The sequence below is a fragment of the Nannocystis sp. RBIL2 genome (genome assembly GCF_026626745.1).
GTDB lineage: Bacteria > Myxococcota_A > Polyangia > Nannocystales > Nannocystaceae > Nannocystis.
In genome coordinates, this window is sequence record NZ_JAPNJW010000001.1 from 5,310,608 (window position 1) to 5,330,105 (window position 19,498).

Annotated in this window: 14 protein-coding genes; 7 read left to right on the forward strand and 7 right to left on the reverse strand. The window is 70.1% G+C overall.

The features are described 5' to 3' along the window. Nucleotides 1-26: 26 nt before the first annotated feature. Genes OV090_RS21115 through OV090_RS21125 form a run of 3 tightly spaced genes read right to left on the reverse strand, consistent with a single transcriptional unit; the run spans nt 27 to nt 3,979 of the window. Nucleotides 27-1,271 (reverse strand): MFS transporter, encoded by a 1,245-nt coding sequence (locus OV090_RS21115; RefSeq protein ID WP_267705779.1) that lies wholly within the window; start codon nt 1,269-1,271, stop codon nt 27-29. A gap of 42 nt (nt 1,272-1,313) precedes the next feature. After that, nucleotides 1,314-2,273 carry a 5'-3' exonuclease H3TH domain-containing protein gene (locus OV090_RS21120; protein ID WP_267705781.1) on the reverse strand — a complete coding sequence of 320 codons (960 nt, stop codon included), beginning with the start codon at nt 2,271-2,273 and terminating at the stop codon, nt 1,314-1,316. Next, on the reverse strand, nt 2,270-3,979 hold the full coding sequence (locus OV090_RS21125) for an AAA family ATPase (RefSeq protein ID WP_267705783.1): 1,710 nt from the start codon (nt 3,977-3,979) through the stop codon (nt 2,270-2,272). Before OV090_RS21125 ends, OV090_RS21120 begins: the two co-directional genes overlap by 4 nt. Nucleotides 3,980-4,143: 164 nt before the next feature. On the opposite strand from OV090_RS21125, the gene OV090_RS21130 reads away from it, so the two are divergent. Next, nucleotides 4,144-5,343 carry a hypothetical protein gene (locus OV090_RS21130; RefSeq protein WP_267705785.1) on the forward strand — a complete coding sequence of 400 codons (1,200 nt, stop codon included), beginning with the start codon at nt 4,144-4,146 and terminating at the stop codon, nt 5,341-5,343. A 232-nt stretch (nt 5,344-5,575) separates the two neighbouring features. Here OV090_RS21130 and OV090_RS21135 read toward each other — a convergent pair whose 3' ends face one another. Continuing rightward, nucleotides 5,576-6,106: a DUF4442 domain-containing protein gene (locus OV090_RS21135; protein WP_267705787.1), complete on the reverse strand. Its 531-nt coding sequence runs from the start codon at nt 6,104-6,106 to the stop codon at nt 5,576-5,578. Nucleotides 6,107-6,286: 180 nt separating this feature from the next. Here OV090_RS21135 and OV090_RS21140 point away from each other — a divergent pair, with 180 nt between their 5' ends. From OV090_RS21140 to OV090_RS21160, 5 genes are all read left to right on the forward strand, one after another. Next, nucleotides 6,287-6,715 carry a hypothetical protein gene (locus OV090_RS21140; protein WP_267705789.1) on the forward strand — a complete coding sequence of 143 codons (429 nt, stop codon included), beginning with the start codon at nt 6,287-6,289 and terminating at the stop codon, nt 6,713-6,715. A 571-nt stretch (nt 6,716-7,286) separates the two neighbouring features. Further along, entirely contained in the window at nt 7,287-9,128 is a 1,842-nt protein-coding gene (locus tag OV090_RS21145; protein ID WP_267705791.1) for a c-type cytochrome domain-containing protein, read from the forward strand. A 129-nt stretch (nt 9,129-9,257) separates the two neighbouring features. After that, a complete protein-coding gene (locus OV090_RS21150) occupies nt 9,258-9,566 on the forward strand; it encodes a hypothetical protein (RefSeq protein ID WP_267705794.1) in 309 nt (102 codons plus the stop codon). 378 nt (nt 9,567-9,944) lie between these two features. Then, entirely contained in the window at nt 9,945-11,843 is a 1,899-nt protein-coding gene (locus OV090_RS21155) for an IgGFc-binding protein (RefSeq protein ID WP_267705796.1), read from the forward strand. Nucleotides 11,844-12,122: 279 nt separating this feature from the next. Then, nucleotides 12,123-13,952 (forward strand): IgGFc-binding protein, encoded by a 1,830-nt coding sequence (locus OV090_RS21160; protein WP_267705798.1) that lies wholly within the window; start codon nt 12,123-12,125, stop codon nt 13,950-13,952. 128 nt (nt 13,953-14,080) lie between these two features. Here OV090_RS21160 and OV090_RS21165 read toward each other — a convergent pair whose 3' ends face one another. The 3 genes from OV090_RS21165 to OV090_RS21175 form a co-directional block, all read right to left on the reverse strand. Beyond that, nucleotides 14,081-15,988: a M2 family metallopeptidase gene (locus OV090_RS21165; protein WP_267705800.1), complete on the reverse strand. Its 1,908-nt coding sequence runs from the start codon at nt 15,986-15,988 to the stop codon at nt 14,081-14,083. 172 nt (nt 15,989-16,160) lie between these two features. Beyond that, nucleotides 16,161-16,943 carry an exodeoxyribonuclease III gene (locus OV090_RS21170; RefSeq protein WP_267707139.1) on the reverse strand — a complete coding sequence of 261 codons (783 nt, stop codon included), beginning with the start codon at nt 16,941-16,943 and terminating at the stop codon, nt 16,161-16,163. 11 nt (nt 16,944-16,954) lie between these two features. Further along, on the reverse strand, nt 16,955-18,517 hold the full coding sequence (locus OV090_RS21175) for an NCS2 family permease (protein WP_267705802.1): 1,563 nt from the start codon (nt 18,515-18,517) through the stop codon (nt 16,955-16,957). Between the two features lie 68 nt (nt 18,518-18,585). Between OV090_RS21175 and metF the strand changes: the two genes are divergently transcribed. After that, nucleotides 18,586-19,497 carry a methylenetetrahydrofolate reductase [NAD(P)H] gene (metF, locus tag OV090_RS21180; RefSeq protein WP_267705804.1) on the forward strand — a complete coding sequence of 304 codons (912 nt, stop codon included), beginning with the start codon at nt 18,586-18,588 and terminating at the stop codon, nt 19,495-19,497. The last annotated feature ends 1 nt before the right edge of the window (nt 19,498 follow it).

Consider the following 19,498-nt stretch of genomic DNA (forward strand, 5'->3'; position numbering starts at 1 on the left):
CCTGTCCCTACAGCCAGGTCAGCGCGTCAGCGCCCGGCCTCGGGCCGCGCCTCGTGGACCCGCGCCAGCACCATGAGGCACACCAGCACCACCAGAAGCGCCGACGAACCCATCGGCGCGCGCGGACCTATCACCTCGAACAGCACGCCGGCGATCATCGGGCCGGCGATCCGCCCGAGCGCGCCGGCCGACTGGGCGAGGCCGGCGTTGATGCCCTGATTCTCGCTGGTGCTGTTGCGCGACACCAGCGCCGACATGCTCGGCATGATGAGGCCGTTGCCGCCGGCGATGAAGAACCCGCCGAGCACCACGAACAGCCACGACGGCGAGGCGCACAGCAGCACGAAGCCGGTGGTGCTCAGCGTCAGGCCGAGGGCCAGCGAGCGGCGCTCGCCGATCGTCGACACCGCGCGGCCGACGATGAAGCCCTGGAACAGGACGATGACGGTGCCGATGAACGCGAAGTAGCGGCCGTTCTCCTGCTCGCCCCAGCCGAAGCAGGCCTCGGCGAACAGGGCGAAGGTCGCCTCCATCGCCGCGAACGCGCAGAAGAAGCTGAAGTACACCGCGACCATCACGCCGATCTGGCTGCGCCAGAACGCCGGGTCGCGCGCCACCGCCAGCAGCGACGGGCGCGGCGGCGGCGGCCCGGCGACGGCGGCCGCGCGCGGGCGGTGGCTCTCGGGCAGCCACATCACCGCCATGAGGAAGTTGAGCAGGCTCAGCGCGGCGCCGACGAAGAACGGGAACTGCGGCCAGTCGGCGCGCGCCAGCAGGCCGCCGAGCGACGGGCCGACGATGAAGCCGAGGCCGACCGCGGTGCCCATCATGCCCATGTAGCGGGCGCGCTGGTGCGGCGGCACGCGGTCGGCCACGTATGCGTGCGCCGTCGACACGTTGGCGTTGCACACCCCGCTGATCGTGCGCGACAGGAACAGCATCCACAGCGCCTGCGCGAACCCGAGGGTCAGCATCGCCATCGTGCTGCCGGCGATCGAGATCAGCATCACCGGGCGCCTGCCGTGACGATCGCTGAGGCGGCCGAGCACCGGCGACATCACGAACTGGGCCGCCGAGTAGGCCGTCGCCAGCAACGCGATCAGGCCCTCCGAGGCGCCGGTGCTCTTGGCGTAGAAGGGCAGCACCGGGATGACGATCCCGAACGACACCAGGTCGAGGAAGAGCGTGAACCACACCGTCGCCAGCGCCCGCGAATGGCCCGACGGCGGCGGCTCTGCGGGCGGTGACGCGAATTCGGCGGCGGTCGTCATCGAGGGCCGCAAAAGCCTACCGCGTCGGCGCGCGCTTGTCCCTCACGCACGCGGCTGCGACGCGATCGATCGCAGCCCGCGGAGCGCGCCCGGGCTGCCGAGCGCGGCGAAGAATTCGTCGGCGTCGTCACGCGGCCCGCCCCAGCGCGTGTGCGCGTGTAGGTCGAGCGCGCCGAGCGGGACCGCGTCGTGAAGCCGCACCAGCGCGCGCGCGAGGAAGGCCGCCTCGCGCCCGGCCTCGAGCTTGGCCGCGAGCCCCTTGGCCCCGCGCAGCGGCAGCGCGGCGACCCGCCCGAGCGAATCATAAAGCGCGTCGAGATCGCCGAACGCGGCGATGAGGGCCTGCGCGGCCTTCGGCCCGACCCCTGGGACCCCGGGCACGTTGTCGCTGGTGTCGCCCACCAGCGCCAGGTAGTCGACCACCTGCGACGGTCGCACGCCCATCCGCTGCAGCACGCCGGCCGCGTCGCAGGTCGCCTGCGTGCGCGGGTCCTCGAGCACCACCCCCGGCGCCTCGTCGCGCACCAGCTGGCACAGGTCCTTGTCGACGCTGAACAGCCGCGTGCGCAGACCGGCGGCCGCCGCGCTGCGAGCGAGCGTGGCCATCAGGTCGTCGGCCTCGAAGTCGGGCACGCTCAACGCCACGAACCCGGCCGCCGCGCCGAACTGCCGCGCCAGCTCGAACTGCGGCGCCAGGTCGGGCGGCGGCTCACCGCGGTTGGCCTTGTAGCGCGGGTCGATGCGGTTGCGGAACGTGAACCGACCCGCGTCGTACACCAGCACCACCCGCTCCGGCGCCCGCCGCAGCAGCCCGCGCAGCAGGTGCCCGAGCCCCAGCACCGCCCCCACGTGCTCGCCCGCCGGCGACAGCCGGGCCGGCATCCCGTAGTAGGCGCGGAACAGCAGCGCGGTCGCGTCGATCACCCACACCTCGGGACATGCTCTCGGGGACATGCCCTCGAGGGCATGCCCGATCGGCAATGTCCCCAGAGAGAGGCTCATTCGCCGACGATCTCCCGCGCCGCGGCCGCGGCCGCGCGGGCGGTCGCGGCCCGCCCGGCGTTGAGCTGCTGGACCATCGCCTCGACCTCGCGCTCGAACCGGTCCTTGGCCTCGCGCTCCTCGGCCTCGCGGTGGAAGCTGACGTAGTCGGCGATCTCCCGCCGCACCCCGGCGATGTCGACGCGGCGCGACAGCTCGTGGATGAGCTGCTTGCGGCGGTCGTAGTCGGCGCGGAAGTACTCGTCGGGGTACTCGAAGTCCTGCACGTAGGCGCGGATGTTGTTGGCCACGCTCTCGACCGAGCGGCCGCTGAGGTCGGCCTTGACCAGGTCGGCGCCGACCTCGGCCCAGCCCGCTTCCTCGCCGTGGGCGACGAACGGGCGCACATCGCCGAGCAGCACGTCGCGCAGCAGGTGGACGTAGTCGTCGGCGGTGGTCGGCCCGCGCACCGTGAACGGGTTCTGGGCGATCCGCGAGCGCGTCGCCTCGTCCATCTGCATGTAGTTGGCGTCGCAGATCATGAACCACTTGCCGTCCTTCGGGATCAGCGTGCCGTCGAAGATCCCGAACACCGCGCCGAGGTTGTTCTTCTCCTCCGAGCGCAGGTCGCCCGACCCACGCGAGGCGAACGCGGTGTCGATGTCGGGCCAATAGACCCCGCACACGCCCTCGAACCCGTAGACCTCCTCCTTGAAGATCTTCACCAGCGTCGCCGCGCTGGCGTTCTGGTACGACGAGGCCCAGTCGGTGCGGCGGATGACCTTGAAGCGGGCCGGGACGTCGCGCTGCTTGCAGAAGTCGAGGAAGTAGTTGCCGATCGCGTGGGCGGTGATCGTCTTGCCGCAGCCGGGCCGGCCGAGGCCGAACAGCACGGGGTTCAGCTGCTTCGGCCCGCGCCTGGCCTTGAGGTCATACGCGGCGACGTCGCGCGCCAGCTTGAGACCGGCCTGCAGGTACTCCTGGTTGCCGACGATGTCCTGCAGCTTGACCGGCTTGAGGTCGCTGGCCGGGCCCTCGGCGCCGCGCGCCGAAAAGCCCTCGTAGCGCAGCTCGCCGACCACCACCTTGCGCTGGGCCAGGGCCACGCCGAACGGCCGCAGGCGCCCGGCGTGGGTCAGCCGCCGCAGCGCGCCTGCCAGCTGCAGCACGAACGCGTGCAGCGTCGTCACCACCCACACCTCGCGCTCGTCGAGCCGCGGCGCGGTGGCGCCCGGCTGCCGCTGGGCCTGGACCTCGAGGTACTTGCCGGCCATCGCAAGCGCGCTCTTGACCGCCTCCCGAGCTGGCCTAACGAGCAGGTCCTCGAGGCCATCCGACTCGAGCTCGCCGTGGACCTCCGGCGTCGGCGCGACCAGGGCCAGCCGCGGCGCCGCCGCGTCGCCGAGGACCGTCAGGGTGAACGCGCCGACGAACATCCGCTGGTCGCGGGTCGGCTCCGGCAGCGCCAGCGAGCCGGCGCGCGCGATGTCCTCGAGCAGCGCGGCGTGCAGCGCCTCGCCGGCCTGCAGCGCCAGATCGGCCGCCTCGATCGCCGCGTCGAGCGCCCGCAGGCTCACCACGGTGTGCCCGAACGGCGCGCGCACCAGCTTGTGCAGGGCGGCCGCCAGACCTGACTCTTTGACCAGGTCGCGCGCGGCGGCGCGATCGAAGCCGCCGGCCGGCGGTGTGACGAGCAGCGGGGGGAAGGTCGAGGCGCTCGCGGTCATGCGCCGCGAGCCTACCAGGCCCGCGCGGCCGGGGTGCGCGCGCGACTGCGCCTGCGGCCGGCGCTGCCGCCGGGGCGAATCGAGGTCGAGCGCCCACGCGCATCCACGCAGGGGCCTGCGGCGGACGGCCCCCCTGGACCCGGCCGCCGCTGCTACCGTGCGGCATGGCCTACGCTTACTCACCCTTCGAATTCCCGTGGCGCAGCCCGCTCGCGCCGTTGCTCTCGGCGCTGGTGGCAGGCTGCGCGCCGACCGACGGCCCGACCTCGGCGTCCTCCTCGACCACTACACCCGCCGGCGGGGACTGCTATTACGTCGACGAGATCGTCCTGACCCCGGAAGAATACGCGCTCTGGTCGATGGGCATCGACCCGAACGAGGTCAGCCCGACCACCGGCGCCACCGACTCCGACGCCACCACCGCGGGCGACGCCACGGATTCCACCACCGCGAGCACAGGCACCGAATCCGGCGACTCCACCGATTCCGGCACTGCGAACACCGGCGATTCCACCGACTCCGGCGATTCCACGTCCGCGGGCAGCACCACTACCGGCGGCGTCATGTACGGGGACGCGCTGATCTGCGAGCGCGTCTGCGAGGGCTCGGTAAGTGACACCGGAGGCCCCGAGCGGTCCGACTTGACGTGCTCGATCACCCCGACCGGCGAGAACTACACCGTGAATTGCAAATGGCCCGCCTCCTGCGGCGGACGCGGTCACGCCTGCGTGCGCTCGCGGAGCGCCGGCGAGGGGCCCGACGCCGGGGCGCAGTGGCTCGCGCGTGCCGCTCACGACGAGGCCGCCTCGGTGCATGCCTTCGCGGCCCTCGCCGCCGAGCTCGCGCGCCTCGGTGCGCCCGCCGAGCTGCTCGCCGCGCTCGCCGAGGCCGCCCGCGACGAGGAGCGCCACGCAGCGCAGGTGACCGCGCTGGCGCGACGTCGCGGCGCCGAGCTCGTCGCGCCGGTGATCGCCGAGGTGCCGCCGCGCGACCTGCTAGCCCTGGCAGTCGAGAACGCGATCGAGGGCTGCGTGTACGAGACCTGGGCCGCTTTGGTCGCCACCCATCAGGCCCGCGCCGCCCAGGGCCCGGAGCTGCGGGCGGTGTTCGCCGCGATCGCCGCCGACGAGGCGCGGCACGCCGATCTGGCGTGGGCGCTCGACACCTGGCTCTCGGGACAGCTCGACGACGCCGGCCGGCGAGCTGTCGCTGCCGCGCGACGGGCCGCAGCGAACGCCCTCGCCGACGCCCTCGCCGACGCCCCGGAGCAGGCCGAGCTGCTCGCCCTCGGCCTGCCCTCGCCGCGCGCCGCCGTGCAGCTGTGCGCCGGCCTCGACGCCGCCTTGTGGTCGCAGGCCGCGTGAACCGGCGCGGGCGGACATGTCCCCGAGGACATGGCCCCTCGGTCCGTCGCGGCCGCTCACCTCGGATCGCCCTGCGCCTGCGAGATCGCGTCGCCGCGGCGCGCGTGCGCTTCACCGCATCCCGCCGGCCGCGCCGGCCTCAGCACGGACGCGCGTGCGTCGGCTCCGTGAGCTCGGCCTGCACCTTCACGATGGCCGCGCCTTGGAATTGATTGCGTCGGCGCCCGATCCCTCAGGACGCGGCTGTGGCGCCGGTCTCGGCATTGGCGACGTTGGCTTCGGGCACGTCGATGCGCCAGCGGGCCCGCACGCGCGCGACGACCTCGCCGATGCTGTTGCGGAGCTCGCCGGTGACCTCGAATTCGTGCGTCCCGGGGCCAGCGGGGACCTGCACCTGGGCCTCGCCGGTGATCGTTCCGCGCGCCTTCTTCACGTACTCCATCGCCAGTTCGCGGACGATCCCTCGCGCCCCGGGCGGGAGCAGGCTCATCACGGCCAGGCCGGTCACGGCCTCGCCGAGGTTCATCAGCGCGACGGCGTGGACGCAGCGAAGATGGTTGCGCACGCCCCAGCGGTCGCGCATCTGCACCTTCGCGCGGCCGGCCTCCAGCTCCAGCACCAGCGGCGAGATGCTGCCGGTGTACGGCACCGCCAGCGAGATGGCGCGCGCGAACAGCTGCTTGCCGAATGTCTTTGCAGACAGGCTCTTCCACATGTCGAGGACGCGGGTCGGGTCGCGCAGCGTGTCGATGCCGAGCTTCATGGGCGCGCAGTGTGTTGCCGAAGCCCCGGGCGAGTCAACGCGCGCGCCCCCGCGCGCCCTCGCCGCCTCGCGCGCATGGGAGTCCGGTCACCGTGCGCAAAGGCGGGCGCGCACGATCGGCGGTTGCCGGGCACCACGGCATTGTGGATTATGCCCCCCAACCGAGACAGAACGATGAACATGGCCGTAATCCTCCGGTCTCTCACGACCAGCACCTCGCGCTACGAGGAGCGCGCCGACGGCGTCATCGTCCAGCGGCTGCTGACCACTCGCACGCAGACCCTCACCGACGCACGGGAGAACACCTCCGCGCTCGTGCGGATCGCCGGTGGACACCCGCGCCGGGTCCTGCTCGACATCCGCATCATCCGCGCGCTGCAGGCCGGCGTCCGCGAGCACTACGCCGACCCCGAGGAGCTGAACCGGCATTGTGCCGCAGTCGCCCTCCTGGTCGCCACGCCCGGCGGCCACCAGCTCGGCCGCTACTTCATGGCCCAGAACACCGGCCCGCTGCCGATGCTGATGTTCACCGACGAGACCCAGGCGATCGAATGGCTGCACCGCGAGACCAGCGACCAGCCGACCTTCGCCGGCAGCGCCGCCCTCTGAGCCGGTAGCGGGCCACGCCGGCGAGTGACGCCGGCGTTTTCTTTTTTAAAGAATATTCGAGGCGGCCGGCCGATCGTGCCAGCGGTCGCCGGGCGTTCGGGACATGTCCCGATGGACATCCGGGTATCGATCGCTCGGATCGCTGCGCAGCGACGGGCTCCTGCGCATCCTGTCCCGAAGGACATACTGCCGCGAGTCGATCCTCCGCGCTCCCGCGTCGCAGGAGCCGTGATTTCTCGGCGACGAATCGAGCAGCGGCCATTCGCGCAGAGCGTCGGTCCGCGAACGAAAAACAGAGAAATGCGTCATAGGACTTCATCGACTTGAATGCATTGGCGTGCTCGCGAATTCCGGCTACAGATGTCCGCAACGCGTAGCAGCGGCCAAATGCACGTTATAGGCACCTTTTAAACTTTCTGCAGACCGCGGTGATCGAGCCGGACGCATGGCGTTACTCGGACCGCGGGTGGTGCCGCTCGTGAGGCGGCCTGCTCGCTCGGGGCGCCACGGAGGGCGCGACGTTCCCCGGCGCGAGGCCACCCGTCCATTTCCCTCACGAACGCATTCGACCATGTCCCAGCGTACGTACTCCATCATCCCGCTCGCCGCCGCCGCGCTCACCCTCTTCACCGCAGGCGCCTGTAAGACAGTCGTCCTGCCCGGCAACGACAGCGGCGACGAGACCGAGGGCACCGAAGGCACCGACTCCGCCACCGGACCCGGCGCTGGAAGCACGGACGGCGGCACCGACGGCCAGACCGGCTCCGCCAACTGCGGCGAGCTGTCGGCCAAGACGCTCGACATCCTCGACGTCAACTGCTCCAAGTGCCACGGCCCCGACAGCGCCGCGCTCGGCAGCATCAACTACATCACCAACCTCGACGCCCTGATCAAGAACGGCAAGGTCGTCCCCGGTCAGCCCAACAACTCGGCGCTGTACCGCCGCATGGCCGCCACCATGGCGCCGATGCCCCCGGAGGCCGAGACCCAGCGGCCGACCGACGACGACCTCCGCGTCGTCGAGCAGTGGATCGGCGAGTGCGCCGGCGTCACCGGCTGCGGCGACAACCCGTGGATCACCCGCTCGGCGGTGATCGACATGATCCGCGCCGACCTGCTCAATACGCAGGAGATCTCGGCCGACGCGCGGCCCTTCATCCGCTACTTCAGCCTGGTCCACCTCTACAACTACGGCTGGTGCTCGGACCAGATCGACATCTATCGCCACGCGCTGTCGAAGCTGGTCAACAGCCTGTCGAACGAGATCAAGGTCGTCGCGCCGACGCCGATCGACCCGGACAACCTGATCTTCCGCATCGACATCCGCGACTACGACTGGGACGCCCCGGGCAACGTGCTCGACCCCACCGTCGGCAGCGTCACCGAGACGTTCAAGGACACCTGGGAGCTCATCGCCGCCAAGGACCCGTACGCGATCGAGTTCATCGGCGACAGCGCCGAGGACGTGAAGCAGGCCACCGGCACCAAGTTCTTCCTGCTGCAGGCCGACGCGTTCGTCGAGGTCGCGGCCCAGCCGCCGCTCTACCACGATGTCCTGCGGATCCCGCTGACCCGCCAGGAGCTGGAGGCGAGCTTCGGCATCGACGTCGAGGCCAACATCCAGGAGGAGGTCGACACCAACCCGAACCGGGTCGCGCGCGGCGCCTTCCACGACTCGGGCGTGTCCGAGAACCACCGCGTGATCGAGCGCCACGACTTCCCGAACGCCAGCAACCGCTCGTACTGGATCAGCTACGACTTCGGCAGCAACGCCGGCGACGCCAACGTGTTCGTCGACCCGTTCAACTTCGTCGAGGACGGCAGCGAGATCATCTACAACCTGCCGAACGGCCTCCAGGGCTACATGATCGTCGACGAGTTCGGCGGCCGCATCGACGACGCGCCGATCCAGATCGTCCAGGACAAGAACGCCCCCGACGGCGTGGTCCGCAACGGCAAGTCGTGCATGGGCTGCCACAACGTCGGCATGATCAACAAGGACGACGACCTGCGCTGGGAGGTCGACGAGAACCTCGGCGAGGGCGACTTCGACGACAACGAGCTCGACGCCATCCGCGCCCTCTACCCGACGCGCGACGACTTCAACATCCTGTTCTCGCTCGACGCCGACCGCTTCAACCTCGCCGTCAAGGCCGCCGGCGTGCCCCTCGGCGGCGACAAGGAGCCGATCGTCACCGTGTTCAACGCGTTCGACGAGGACGTGGCGCTCCGCCGCGCCGCGGCCGAGCTGTGGACCACCGAGACGACCCTCCGCGAGAAGCTCGGCCAGCTCAGCCCCGACCTCGACAACCTCGGCAAGAACCAGACCGGCGTCCGCCGCGACGTGTTCTCCGCCGCCTTCTCCGACGCGATCTGCCAGCTCAAGGTCGGCCGCACCAAGGCCTGCCCGTAAGCGCCGCACCGAGCGACGCGACATCGAGCCGACCTCCGCGCCCGCCAGAGCGCAGGAGGTCGGCTCCTCTCTTTTTTCAACGAACCGTTTCGCCGTCGCTCACGGCACCTCGACCGGCGGCAACGGCGGGTGGGCGCAGTCGTGCGGGGCGAGGTCGAACGACTTGCCCGCTCCGAGCCCGAGCGCGTCGAAGTCGACGAAGTCGGCGTCGTCGTTTTGGCGAATGCAAAGATTCAGGTGTCCGTCGCCGTTGTCCTTGGCTGTGTCGACGACGCCGTCTCACGCCAGCTGGGTCATCGGGTCGAGCATGAACACGTCGCGGAACAGCTCGGCAGGCGCGAGGCCGTTGTTCGCGAGCTGGTTGTCGTGAATGTCGACAGTCTCGGAGTAGCCGTCAGCGTCGAGCCCGGGACCGCGAGGTCGGCTCCGACTTTTTGAGCTCCACGAGCCGACCTCTCGCGCCGCGAGAGGTCGGCTCTTCTCTTTCTCGAACGGCACGAGCTCGAGGCGCGTCGCCGCGGCTTGCGGCGCTCACCGATGCGGTCGTCGGCTCCCGGCAGCGAACACCTACCTGCCAGTATCACGTGAGAGACGGCCGAGCTCAGGGCTCGGGCATGAAGCGGATCGGCTCCTCGTGGACTGCTCACATACGACCTGCGCGGATTTACTTATTGAGGATGTATCTGGAAGATAGTATGGAGTCGACGTCTGACTGACATTCGCCGAAACGTGGAGATACCGATGTCCATGCGCCCTTTCATCTCGTGGAACCTCCTGGCTGCGACACGCCGGCCGGCGCCCTTTGCCGTGGCGGGAATGCGAAGACTGCACAGCTTGCAATACAGCGCCCTCATCCTTCTCGCGTGCGTCCCGCTCGGCTGCGGCGACTCGAGCGGGGGCGAGACCGCGGCTTGGACCGCGCCGACGATCGGCGGCTCGTCCACAGACGACCCGACAGCCACCGCGGGCAGCAACACCGAGGGCAGCGCGTCGGCGTCGCAGGGCAGCATGAGCGAGCCGACGCTCGGCACCACCGGCGAGACCGCCACCGCCGCGACGACGCCGACCACCGGGATGGTCGACGAGACGTTCGGCACCACCGACTGGGCATGCTGGCCATCGGTGTGCTCGGACGACTTCTCCGAGGTGCTGTGCGACGGCGAGGTCGTCGAGAGCTGCGGCGACGGGACCTACTGCGTCGACGAAGTCTGCACTCCGCTGAGCGCGTGCGAGGCCGCCGGGCTGCTCAAGGGCAGCCAGGGCTGCAACTTCTGGTCGGTCAAGACCGAGCTGCTCAAAGACGCGACCGGCACCTGCTTCGCGGCCTTCATCGCCAACACCGCCGACCAGCCGGTGCATATCGAGGTCGAGTACGACGGCCAGGCGCTGCCGGTCGCCGAGTTCACGCGGATCCCTCAGGGCCAGGGCAGCGGCCTGACCTACGCCCCCTACGACACCGTCGCCGGGCTGCCGGTCGGCGAGGTGGCGATCGTGTTCCTGTCCCGCGGGCCAGGCGACTTCCCGGACTGCCCGGCGCCGGCGGGGATCCAGCAGGAGGTCCAGGTCGTCGGCACCGGGCTCGGCAAGGCCTTCCGGATCTCCACCGACCAGCCGGTCGCGGCCTACCAGATGCTGCCCTACGGCGGCGGCTCGGTCGCGGCGACCTCGGCGACCCTGCTGCTGCCGACCAGCGTCTGGGACGTCAACTACATGGCGATCAACGCCTACAAGAAGAGCGCCCTGGTCCCGGACGCCAACCCGCTCTTCGTCGTCGTCGCCGACGAGGACGGCACCGAGATCACGCTCGACCCGAAGGTCGAGGTCGTCGGCGGGAACGGCCTGCAGGGCGGCCCGGCCGGCGTGCCGCTGAAGTACTCGCTGAACCGCGGGCAGACGATCCAGTTCAGCCAGCCGACCGAGCTCACCGGCTCGCCGCTCTTCGCCAACAAGCGCGTCGGGGTGTTCGGCGGCGCGAGCTGCCTCAACATCCCGCAGAACACCCTGGCCTGCGACGGGGCGCACCAGCAGATCCCGCCGGTCAAGGCGCTCGGCCACGCGTACGCGGGGGTGCGCTACCGCAACCGCACGGTCGACGAGGAGTCGCCGCCCTGGCGCCTGGTCGGCACGGTCGCGAACACGCAGCTGACGTGGACGCCCGCCAAGCCGAACGGGGCGCCCGACACCCTCGCGCGCGGCGAGGTCGCCGAGTTCAACTCGCCCGGGCCCTTCCTCGTGCAGAGCCAGGACGCCGACCACCCCTTCTACCTCGCGGCGTACATGACCGGCGGCGGGTATTACAACGGCGTCGGCGACCCCGAGTGGGTCAACGTCGTCCCCTCGGAGCAGTTCCTCGAAAAGTACGTGTTCTTCACCGACCCGACCTACTCCGAGAGCCACCTCGTCATCACCCGCAGCAAGGTCGACGGCGCGTTCGCGGACGTGAACCTCCAGTGCGCCGGCGCCCTGGCCGGCTGGCAGCCGCTCGGCGCCGACTTCGAGTACACCCGCATCGACCTCGTCACCGGCAACTTCCAGGACGTCGGCAACTGCTCGAACGGCCGCCACGAGATCTCGAGCGAGAACCCCTTCGGCGTCACCGTGTGGGGCTGGGGCTCGTTCAAGAGCGAGAACTTCTCCACCGCGTACGTCTCCTACGCCTACCCCGCCGGCGCCAGGCTCAAGGCGATCAACGAAGTCGAGGTCATCCCGGAGTGACCTGTCCCTCCAGACAGCGAGCCCCCGCCTCAAGCCGCGCAGCCCCACGCGGCGGTCCAGGCGAGCGGCGAGGCGACGAACGCCACGAGCATACCGACAGGCGTCCGCGGACTTCTTCTTGACCCGTCTCCTCGCCTGCGTGGGTTCGCGCTCTCTTCCGAAGTAAATACGACTTACTTAGCAAGTAAGTCGCGCTTACACAAGGGGGTGCATCGCCGCGCGCCGCGACGCGGCGCACCGGCGCTTTCGCGGCCCGGCGGCCGGTGCAATGATTCGGCGATGCACTTCGAGCTCGCACTCTCGTCCGTCCTCGTCCTCCTCGTCGCCTGCAACGGCGACAACCCCGTCAGCAGCGCGAGCGACGGGACCGGCGTCACGACAGTCACCGCCACCGAGTCGACCACCTCGACGACCCAGGGCGCGGCGCCGACGACCTCCGGGGTCGTCACCGACACCGGCACCTCGACCGGCGGCGCCGACACCATCCCGCCCGTCTGCCCCGAAGGCGCGATCGTCTGCGAGGGCGACACCAAGAAGGTGTGCGACGGCATGGGCGGCTTCTCCGAGCAGACCCCGTGCGACGATGTCTGCGTCGACGGCCTCGGCTGCCTCCTGTGCAACCCCGGCCAGGGCGTGTGCGACGGCGACGTCGCCCACGTCTGCAACGACGCCGGCGACGGCTACGTCGACACCTACTGCGACGAGGTCCAGGGGGTGACGTGCGACCCGGACCTCGGCCACTGCGTCGGCGCCTGCGCCCCCGCCAACCTCGGCACCTCGTACATCGGCTGCGACTACTACCCGACGGTGACGACCACCAGGGTCGGTCTCATGTATCACTTCGCCGTCGTCGTCTCCAACACCACCGATCAGGGCGCCCACGTCACGATCACCCGCGGCGCCACCACGGTCACCGAGGACGACGTCCCGAGCGAGAGCGTCAAGGTGATCACCCTCCCGTGGGTCAGCGAGCTCAGGGATGTCGCGGACAGCGGGCTCGTTCCTGACGGCGCCTACCGGGTGCGCTCGACCCAGCCGATCACCCTGTACCAGTACAGCCCGCTCGAGTACGTCATCGACGACGAGTATTCGATGGCCAACGACGCCTCGCTGCTGGTGCCGGTCAACGTCTGGAGCGGCGACTACTGGGTGGCGATCCGCAACACCATGGGCGGCTGGAACCCCGGCGGCTACGCCGTGGTCGCCAGCCAGGACGGCACCCAGGTGACGGTGACCCCGTCGGCGACCGGCAAGATCGTCAACCCCGGCGGCGGGATCGCGGCCGACGGCACCGGCGTCGTCATGCTCGACGAGGGCGACGTCCTGCAGGTCCTCTCCGGGCACGGCGGCGGCGAGCCTTCCATGCCCGACATCGCCGACCTCACCGGCACCCACGTCACCGCCGACAAGCCGATCCAGGTGATCGCGGCTCATCACTGCACCTATATCCCGTTCGACGTCGAGGCCTGCGACCACCTCGAGGAGTCGATGCTCCCGTACGAGAGCCTCGCCAGGGAGTACCTCGTCACCACCCCGTTCGTGAAGCCACTGGGCCAGGAGCCGTTCATCAAGCCGCGCATGGTCCGGGTGATCGCCACCGAGGCGGGCACCACCATCAGCTACGAGCCGCCGCAGGACGGCGCGCCGACGACCCTCGCCAACCCCGGCGACTACTTCGAGCTCGCGGCCACCGACAAGGACTTCATGATCACCGCCAGCGCCAAGGTCGTCGTCTCCGAGTACATGCAGGGCCAGCAGGCGGGCGGCATGACCGGCGACCCGGCGATGACGATCGCGGTGCCGCTCAAGCAGTACCGCACCGACTACCTGTTCCACGCCCCGGTCAACTACGAGAGCTCGTTCGTCAACGTCACCGCGCCGGTGAGCGCGAGCATCACCCTCGACGGCGTGCCCCTGCCCGCGCCGACCCCGATCGGCGCAACCGGCTACGGTGTCATCCGCGCCCAGCTCTCGAACGCCGGCGACGGCACGCACGCGCTGACCGGCGACCAGAAGTTCGGCATCCAGGTCTACGGCTACGGGCAGTACACCAGCTACTGGTACCCCGGCGGGGCCGATCTCAAGTTCATCCCGAACATCCCGGAGTAGCCCGCCGCGCCCCAGGCGCTGCCCTCAGGCACCCGACAGGCCGTCGCCTCGACCGGGCGACGGCCCGCGCGACGCGGCCCCAGCCAGCGATCGCCGACGCCGCCTGGAATCTCCAGAGGGCGCTCAGCTCACCAGCCGCACTTCTTGCCCGCGTTCTGCTCGTCGAGCCACTTCTCGAGCGGCGCGAAGTACTCGATGAGCGCGCCGCCGTCCATCTTCTTGGTGCCGGTGATGGCCGCCATCGCCTCGGGCCACGGCTTGCTCGAACCGAGGGCGAGCATCGCCTTGAGCTTGTCGCCCGCGGCGGTCTTGCCGTAGATCGAGCACTCGTGCAGCGGCCCGGTGTGGCCGGCCGCCTCGCACAGCGCCTTGTGGAACTGGAACTGGAGGATCCGCGCCAGGAAGTAGCGGGTGTACGGCACGTTGGCCGGGATGTGGTACTTCGCGCCGGCGTCGAAGAAGTCGGGGTCGGGCCGGCCCTCGGGCGGCGCGAGGCCCTGGTACTTGGCGCGCAGGGCCCACCACGCCTCGTTGTACTTCTCGGGCGCGGTCTTGCCGGAGAACACGTCCCAGCGCCACTGATCGATCAGCTTGCCGAACGGCAAGAACGCGATCTTCTCGAGCGCGTCCTGCATCTGCAGGTTGATGAGGCCCTTGTCGTCGGCCGGCACGTCGGCGATGAGGCCGATCTGCTTGAGGTAGGCCGGCGTGATCGACAGCGCGATCGCGTCGCCGATCGCCTCGTGGAAGCCGTCGTGGGCGCCGTTCTGGAACAGCACCGGCAGCTTGTAGTAGTAGTGATAATAATAGTTGTGCCCGAGCTCGTGGTGGACGGTGACCATGTCCTCCTGGTTGATCTTGATGCACATCTTGATCCGCAGGTCGTCGTTGAGGTCGACGTCCCAGGCGCTCGCGTGGCACACTACCTCGCGGTCCTTCGGCTTCTGCAGCATCGAGCGCTCCCAGAAGGTCGCCGGCAGCGGGTCGAGGCCCAGCGAGGTGAAGAACGACTCGCCGAGCTTGACCAGCTTGACCTCGTCGTACTTGGCCTTCTTCAGCGCGCCGGTGACGTCGAGGCTCGCCGCCCCGGGGAACGGCTCGACCAGCGGGTAGATGTTGGCCCACTCCTGCGCCCACATGTTGCCGAGCAGGTGCGCCGGGATGAGGCCGTCCTCCGGCACCTTGTCCTTGCCGTACTTGTCGGCCAGCTTGCCGCGCACGTAGCAGTGCAGCTTGTCGTAGAGCGGCCGCACCTGCGTCCACAGCCGCTCGGTCTCCTGCTCGAACTCGGCCGGGCTCATGTCGTAGCCGGCGCGCCACAGCTCGCCGAGGTCGGTGTAGCCGATCTCCTTGGCGCCCTCGTTGGCCAGGCCGACGAACTCCTGGTAGAGCGGCCGCAGCTCGGTGGCGACCTTGTGCCAGCCGGTCCACGCCTTGAGCAGCTCGTCGTACTTGCGACTCGAGGCCATGATGTCCTCGAGCGCGCCGAGGTCCTTGCACTTCGCGCCCTCGCACGCCTTGCCCTTGCCGTAGATGCCCTCCATCTTGGCGCCGAGCTCGGCCAGCCGCTTGCGCTTCTCCGCGTCACCGGGGGCCGGCGGCGGGCTGGCGGCGACCTTGAGCAGGTGCAGCTTGCGCTGCGTCTCGGGGTCGATGTCGCTGCCGGTGAAGGTCGTGGCCTCCTTGATGGTCTTGGCCATGAACTCCATCAGCTTCTCGTTGGCCTCGGCCGCGGCCTTCTCGGTGGCGTCGGTGATGTTGGTGTTCTTGTCCCACTCGGCCTTGCCGGCCGCGACGGCGAGCGTGCGCAGCTCGCCGTCGACGCGATCGACGAACGCCTTGGCCTCGGCCGCCTGGCTCGGCCCGGTCTTCTCGACCTCTTTGCTGTCGAGCTTGGTCTCGGCCTTGGCCTCGGTCTTGGCCCGCGCCGGCTTGCCCTTCTGCGCCGCCGGCGGCGGTTGTTCGTCGCCGCCCTGACAGGCGATCACGGGGAGCGACGAGAGGACGAAGACTGCGGCGACGCGTGTGCGGAGCATGGCGGGCACCATACTTCGCGTCGCCGCGCTTGTCAGCGGAAATCCCGCGACGCCGAAGTCGCCGCATGGGCTCGCGTGCAGGCGGCGGCGAAACCACCGCGGGCGCATACGGGTCCATGAACACGAGGTACACGAGGCTTCGCCGCCCGTGCTGGGCCGGAGCCCCCAGCGTTCAGCGCACGATGTCCGGATCGACCGTGACGCTGACGGGGCAATGATCCGAGCCGAGCACGCTCGGGTGAATCGCCGCCGCCTTGACGAACGGCAGCGCCTCGGCGCACGCCAGCACGTAGTCGATGCGCCAGCCGACGTTGCGCTGGCGGCAGCCGCCGCGCTGGCACCACCACGAATAGTGCCCTGGCCCCGTTTCGAACTTGCGGAAGGTGTCGTGGTAGCCGCGCTTCAACCACCGGTCGAGCTCGGCCCGCTCCTCCGGCAGGAAGCCGCTGGTGCCGAGGTTGTCGCGCGGACGGGCCAGATCGATCTCCTGATGGGCCGTGTTGAAGTCGCCCATCACCAGCACCCGCAGGCCCTCGCTCCGCAGCGCGTCGAGCCGCTTGCGCAGCGCGCGGTAGAACGACAGCTTGTACGGCACGCGGTCGTTGCTGCGGTCCTGCCCGTTGCCGTTGGGGAAGTACACGTTGGCGACCACCAGCTTGCCGAAGCGCGCCAGCTGCAGCCGGCCCTCGACGTCGAACTTGGGCCCGAGCTGGGTGTCGACGCTGTCGGGCGCGAGCTTGCTGAACAGCGCGACTCCGCTGTAGCCAAGCTTCCTGGCCGATGAGACATGTGCGAAAGGCCAGCCATCGGGGCGGGCCAGCTCGCCGAGCTGCTCGGCGCTGGCGCGGACCTCTTGCAGGCCGACGATGGTCGGCCCGCTGGCGAGCCAGGGCGTGAGGGCTTGCTTGCGCGCCAGGGCGCGCAGGCCGTTGACGTTCCAGGAGGCGATCGTCAGCAAGGCGGTTCTCAGTGGGCGGGGCCGTCGCTGCGGGTGGTGACCAGCGGGGCGACGAGGAACACCAGGCCCATCAGGAAGTAGCCCTGTACGAAAGGCCAGGCGGGCGACAAGGATAGTACGGTGTCGGCCGGCGTCCACACGTACGAGTGCATGAATCCCAGCGCCGACAGCGCGGCGCCGGCGAAGCACCAGGCTGCGGCCTGTCGCAGCTTACGTTCGATGACCGCGACGGTGGCCGCCGCGAGGAACATCGACGTGAAGATGAAGCCCTGCTCGAGCGCGAAGGCCCCGTCGATCCACACGTCGGCGCGCTGGAACACGGGCACCAGCGCGGGTGACATAGCGCTCGTCATGCCGTCGACGCCGCCGGCGCGCAGGCCCGCCTTCGCCATCATCGCGCCCCAGGCGCCGACCCCCGGCAGGATACCGATCACCACCGCCGGCGCGTGCTCTCGCGGCGTGGCCTCGAACGCCTGCGCGGTGATGACGATGCCGATCCACAGGATGATCGCCATGCCGGCCTCGATCGGCACCGCCCAGGCGATGTACGCCAGAGTGCCGGTGAGGCACACGAGCGTGGCGAACACGCCGTTGAGGATCGAGTAACCGGCGCGCGCACCCATGGCCTTCCAGCCGGGGTGACCGATGTAGATCGTGGTCGGGAAGCACGAGCCGAACAGCGCCGCGGCGAGCGTGCCGAGGCCGTTCATCGCCAGCGACGGGGTGGTCGGGAACGGGTCGCCGGCGGCCTCGGCGGCCTCGATGTTCTGCAGCGAGCCGACCACGTTGAACACGCCCATCGGCACGATGACCGCGAGGTAGGCCCACAGCATGTCGCCGGTCAGCGCGTCGATCAGCGGCCCGAGCACCGGCAGCGGCACCTGCAGCCCGTGGCCGTGCACCGGCGCCTCGCCCACCGGAGCGATGCCCGTCAGCCACGCGATCAGCGTCCCCAGCGCGACTGCGACGAGCCCGCCCGGGACGCCGCCCTTGAACTTGAGGCGCCCGAAGTACACCAGCAGCAGCACCCCGAGAGTGACGAGCCCGACCACCGGGCGCGCGAAGCTGCGGTACAAAAACCCGAGGCTGATAAACCCGAGCGCCACGCCCGACAGCGTCGACAGCAGCGCCGCCCGCGGCGTGGCCTTGCGCAGCCGCTCGGCGACGAAGGCGCCGGACAGCTCGATCAGCCCCGAGCCGAAGCAGGCCACCAGCCCCGCCTGCCACGCGATCGTCGTCGGGTCGGCCGCGCCCGCGGCGGTCGCCGCCAGCTTCGCCGGCAACATGACCAAAAAGACATGTGCGAACACCGACACCGTATTGATGCCGTAGGGCAGCGCGCAGATGTCGGAGCGGCCGAGCGCCTGGCCGAGGCGGCGCGCCTGCCACGCGTAGTAGAGGTTGCCGACCAGCAGCGACACGGCCGCGCCGGGCAGCACTTGCCCGTAGAGCAACGCGTCGGAGAAGCCGAGCACGTGGCGACACAGCGCGTCGATGAGCAGGAGCTGCACGAGGTTGTCGACCGCGAGGCCGAAGAACCCGTCGATGTCGCCGCGTTGGAACCAGCGCATGAGGCCCGATGTACCAAACCGCGCGCCGCTGGACCAGGACCCGGGGCCCGTGCTACGAGGACGGGGACATGCTGATCCGCGAGCGCCTGGCCCACAAACGGCCTGTGTTCAGCTTCGAGTTCTTCCCGCCGAAGACCGAAAAAGGCGAGGCCGTGCTGTGGCGCAGCCTCGAACAGCTCGCCCCGCTGTCCCCCGACTTCGTGTCCGTCACCTACGGCGCAGGCGGCAGCACCCGCACCCGCACCCTCGACATCGTCGCCCGCATCAAGCGCGAGCTCGGCATCGAGCCGATGGCCCACCTGACCTGCGTGGGCGCCACCCGCGACGAGCTGGCCCGCACCATCGACCAGCTCGGCGACCGCGAGATCTGCAACATCCTCGCCCTGCGGGGCGACCCGCCCAAGGGCGAGGAGCACTTCGTCGCCTCCGAGGGCGGCCTCCGCCACGCCAGCGAGCTCGTCGCCTTCATCCGCGAGCGCGGCCCGTTCTGCATCGGCGCGGCCTGCTACCCCGAGGTCCACCCCGAGGCAGAGAGCGGCGCCGCCGACCTCAAGTGGCTCAAGCACAAGGTCGACGCCGGCGTCGACTTCCTCATCAGCCAGCTGTTCTTCGACAATCCGACCTATCACGACTTCGTCCGCCGCGCGACCGAGGCCGGCATCACCGTGCCGATCCTCGCCGGCGTGATGCCGGTGACCAACTACGAGCAGATCCAGCGCTTCACCCAGATGTGCGGCGCGACCATCCCCGCGCCGCTGCGCCAGCGCCTGCAGAGCACCGACGGCGACCCGCAGGAGGTGTTCTGGACCGGCGTCTCGTACGCCGCCCACCAGTGCCGCGCGCTGCTCACCCCGCCGGTCGGCGACCCGTTCTCGACCCCGCGTCCGGGCGTCCCGGGCATTCACTTCTACACGCTGAACAAGTCGCCGGCGACCCGCGCGATCTTCGAGATCTTGCGGCTCGCCCACGTGGCGGTGTGAC

Bases quoted from the DNA above. Each gene is read 5' to 3' on its own strand.
- OV090_RS21115 (WP_267705779.1), bottom strand. From the start codon at position 1,271: ATGACGACCGCCGCCGAATTCGCGTCACCGCCCGCAGAGCCGCCGCCG.
- OV090_RS21120 (WP_267705781.1), bottom strand. From the start codon at position 2,273: ATGAGCCTCTCTCTGGGGACATTGCCGATCGGGCATGCCCTCGAGGGC.
- OV090_RS21125 (WP_267705783.1), bottom strand. From the start codon at position 3,979: ATGACCGCGAGCGCCTCGACCTTCCCCCCGCTGCTCGTCACACCGCCG.
- OV090_RS21130 (WP_267705785.1), top strand. From the start codon at position 4,144: ATGGCCTACGCTTACTCACCCTTCGAATTCCCGTGGCGCAGCCCGCTC.
- OV090_RS21135 (WP_267705787.1), bottom strand. From the start codon at position 6,106: ATGAAGCTCGGCATCGACACGCTGCGCGACCCGACCCGCGTCCTCGAC.
- OV090_RS21140 (WP_267705789.1), top strand. From the start codon at position 6,287: ATGGCCGTAATCCTCCGGTCTCTCACGACCAGCACCTCGCGCTACGAG.
- OV090_RS21145 (WP_267705791.1), top strand. From the start codon at position 7,287: ATGTCCCAGCGTACGTACTCCATCATCCCGCTCGCCGCCGCCGCGCTC.
- OV090_RS21155 (WP_267705796.1), top strand. From the start codon at position 9,945: ATGCGAAGACTGCACAGCTTGCAATACAGCGCCCTCATCCTTCTCGCG.
- OV090_RS21160 (WP_267705798.1), top strand. From the start codon at position 12,123: ATGCACTTCGAGCTCGCACTCTCGTCCGTCCTCGTCCTCCTCGTCGCC.
- OV090_RS21165 (WP_267705800.1), bottom strand. From the start codon at position 15,988: ATGCTCCGCACACGCGTCGCCGCAGTCTTCGTCCTCTCGTCGCTCCCC.
- OV090_RS21175 (WP_267705802.1), bottom strand. From the start codon at position 18,517: ATGCGCTGGTTCCAACGCGGCGACATCGACGGGTTCTTCGGCCTCGCG.
- metF (WP_267705804.1), top strand. From the start codon at position 18,586: ATGCTGATCCGCGAGCGCCTGGCCCACAAACGGCCTGTGTTCAGCTTC.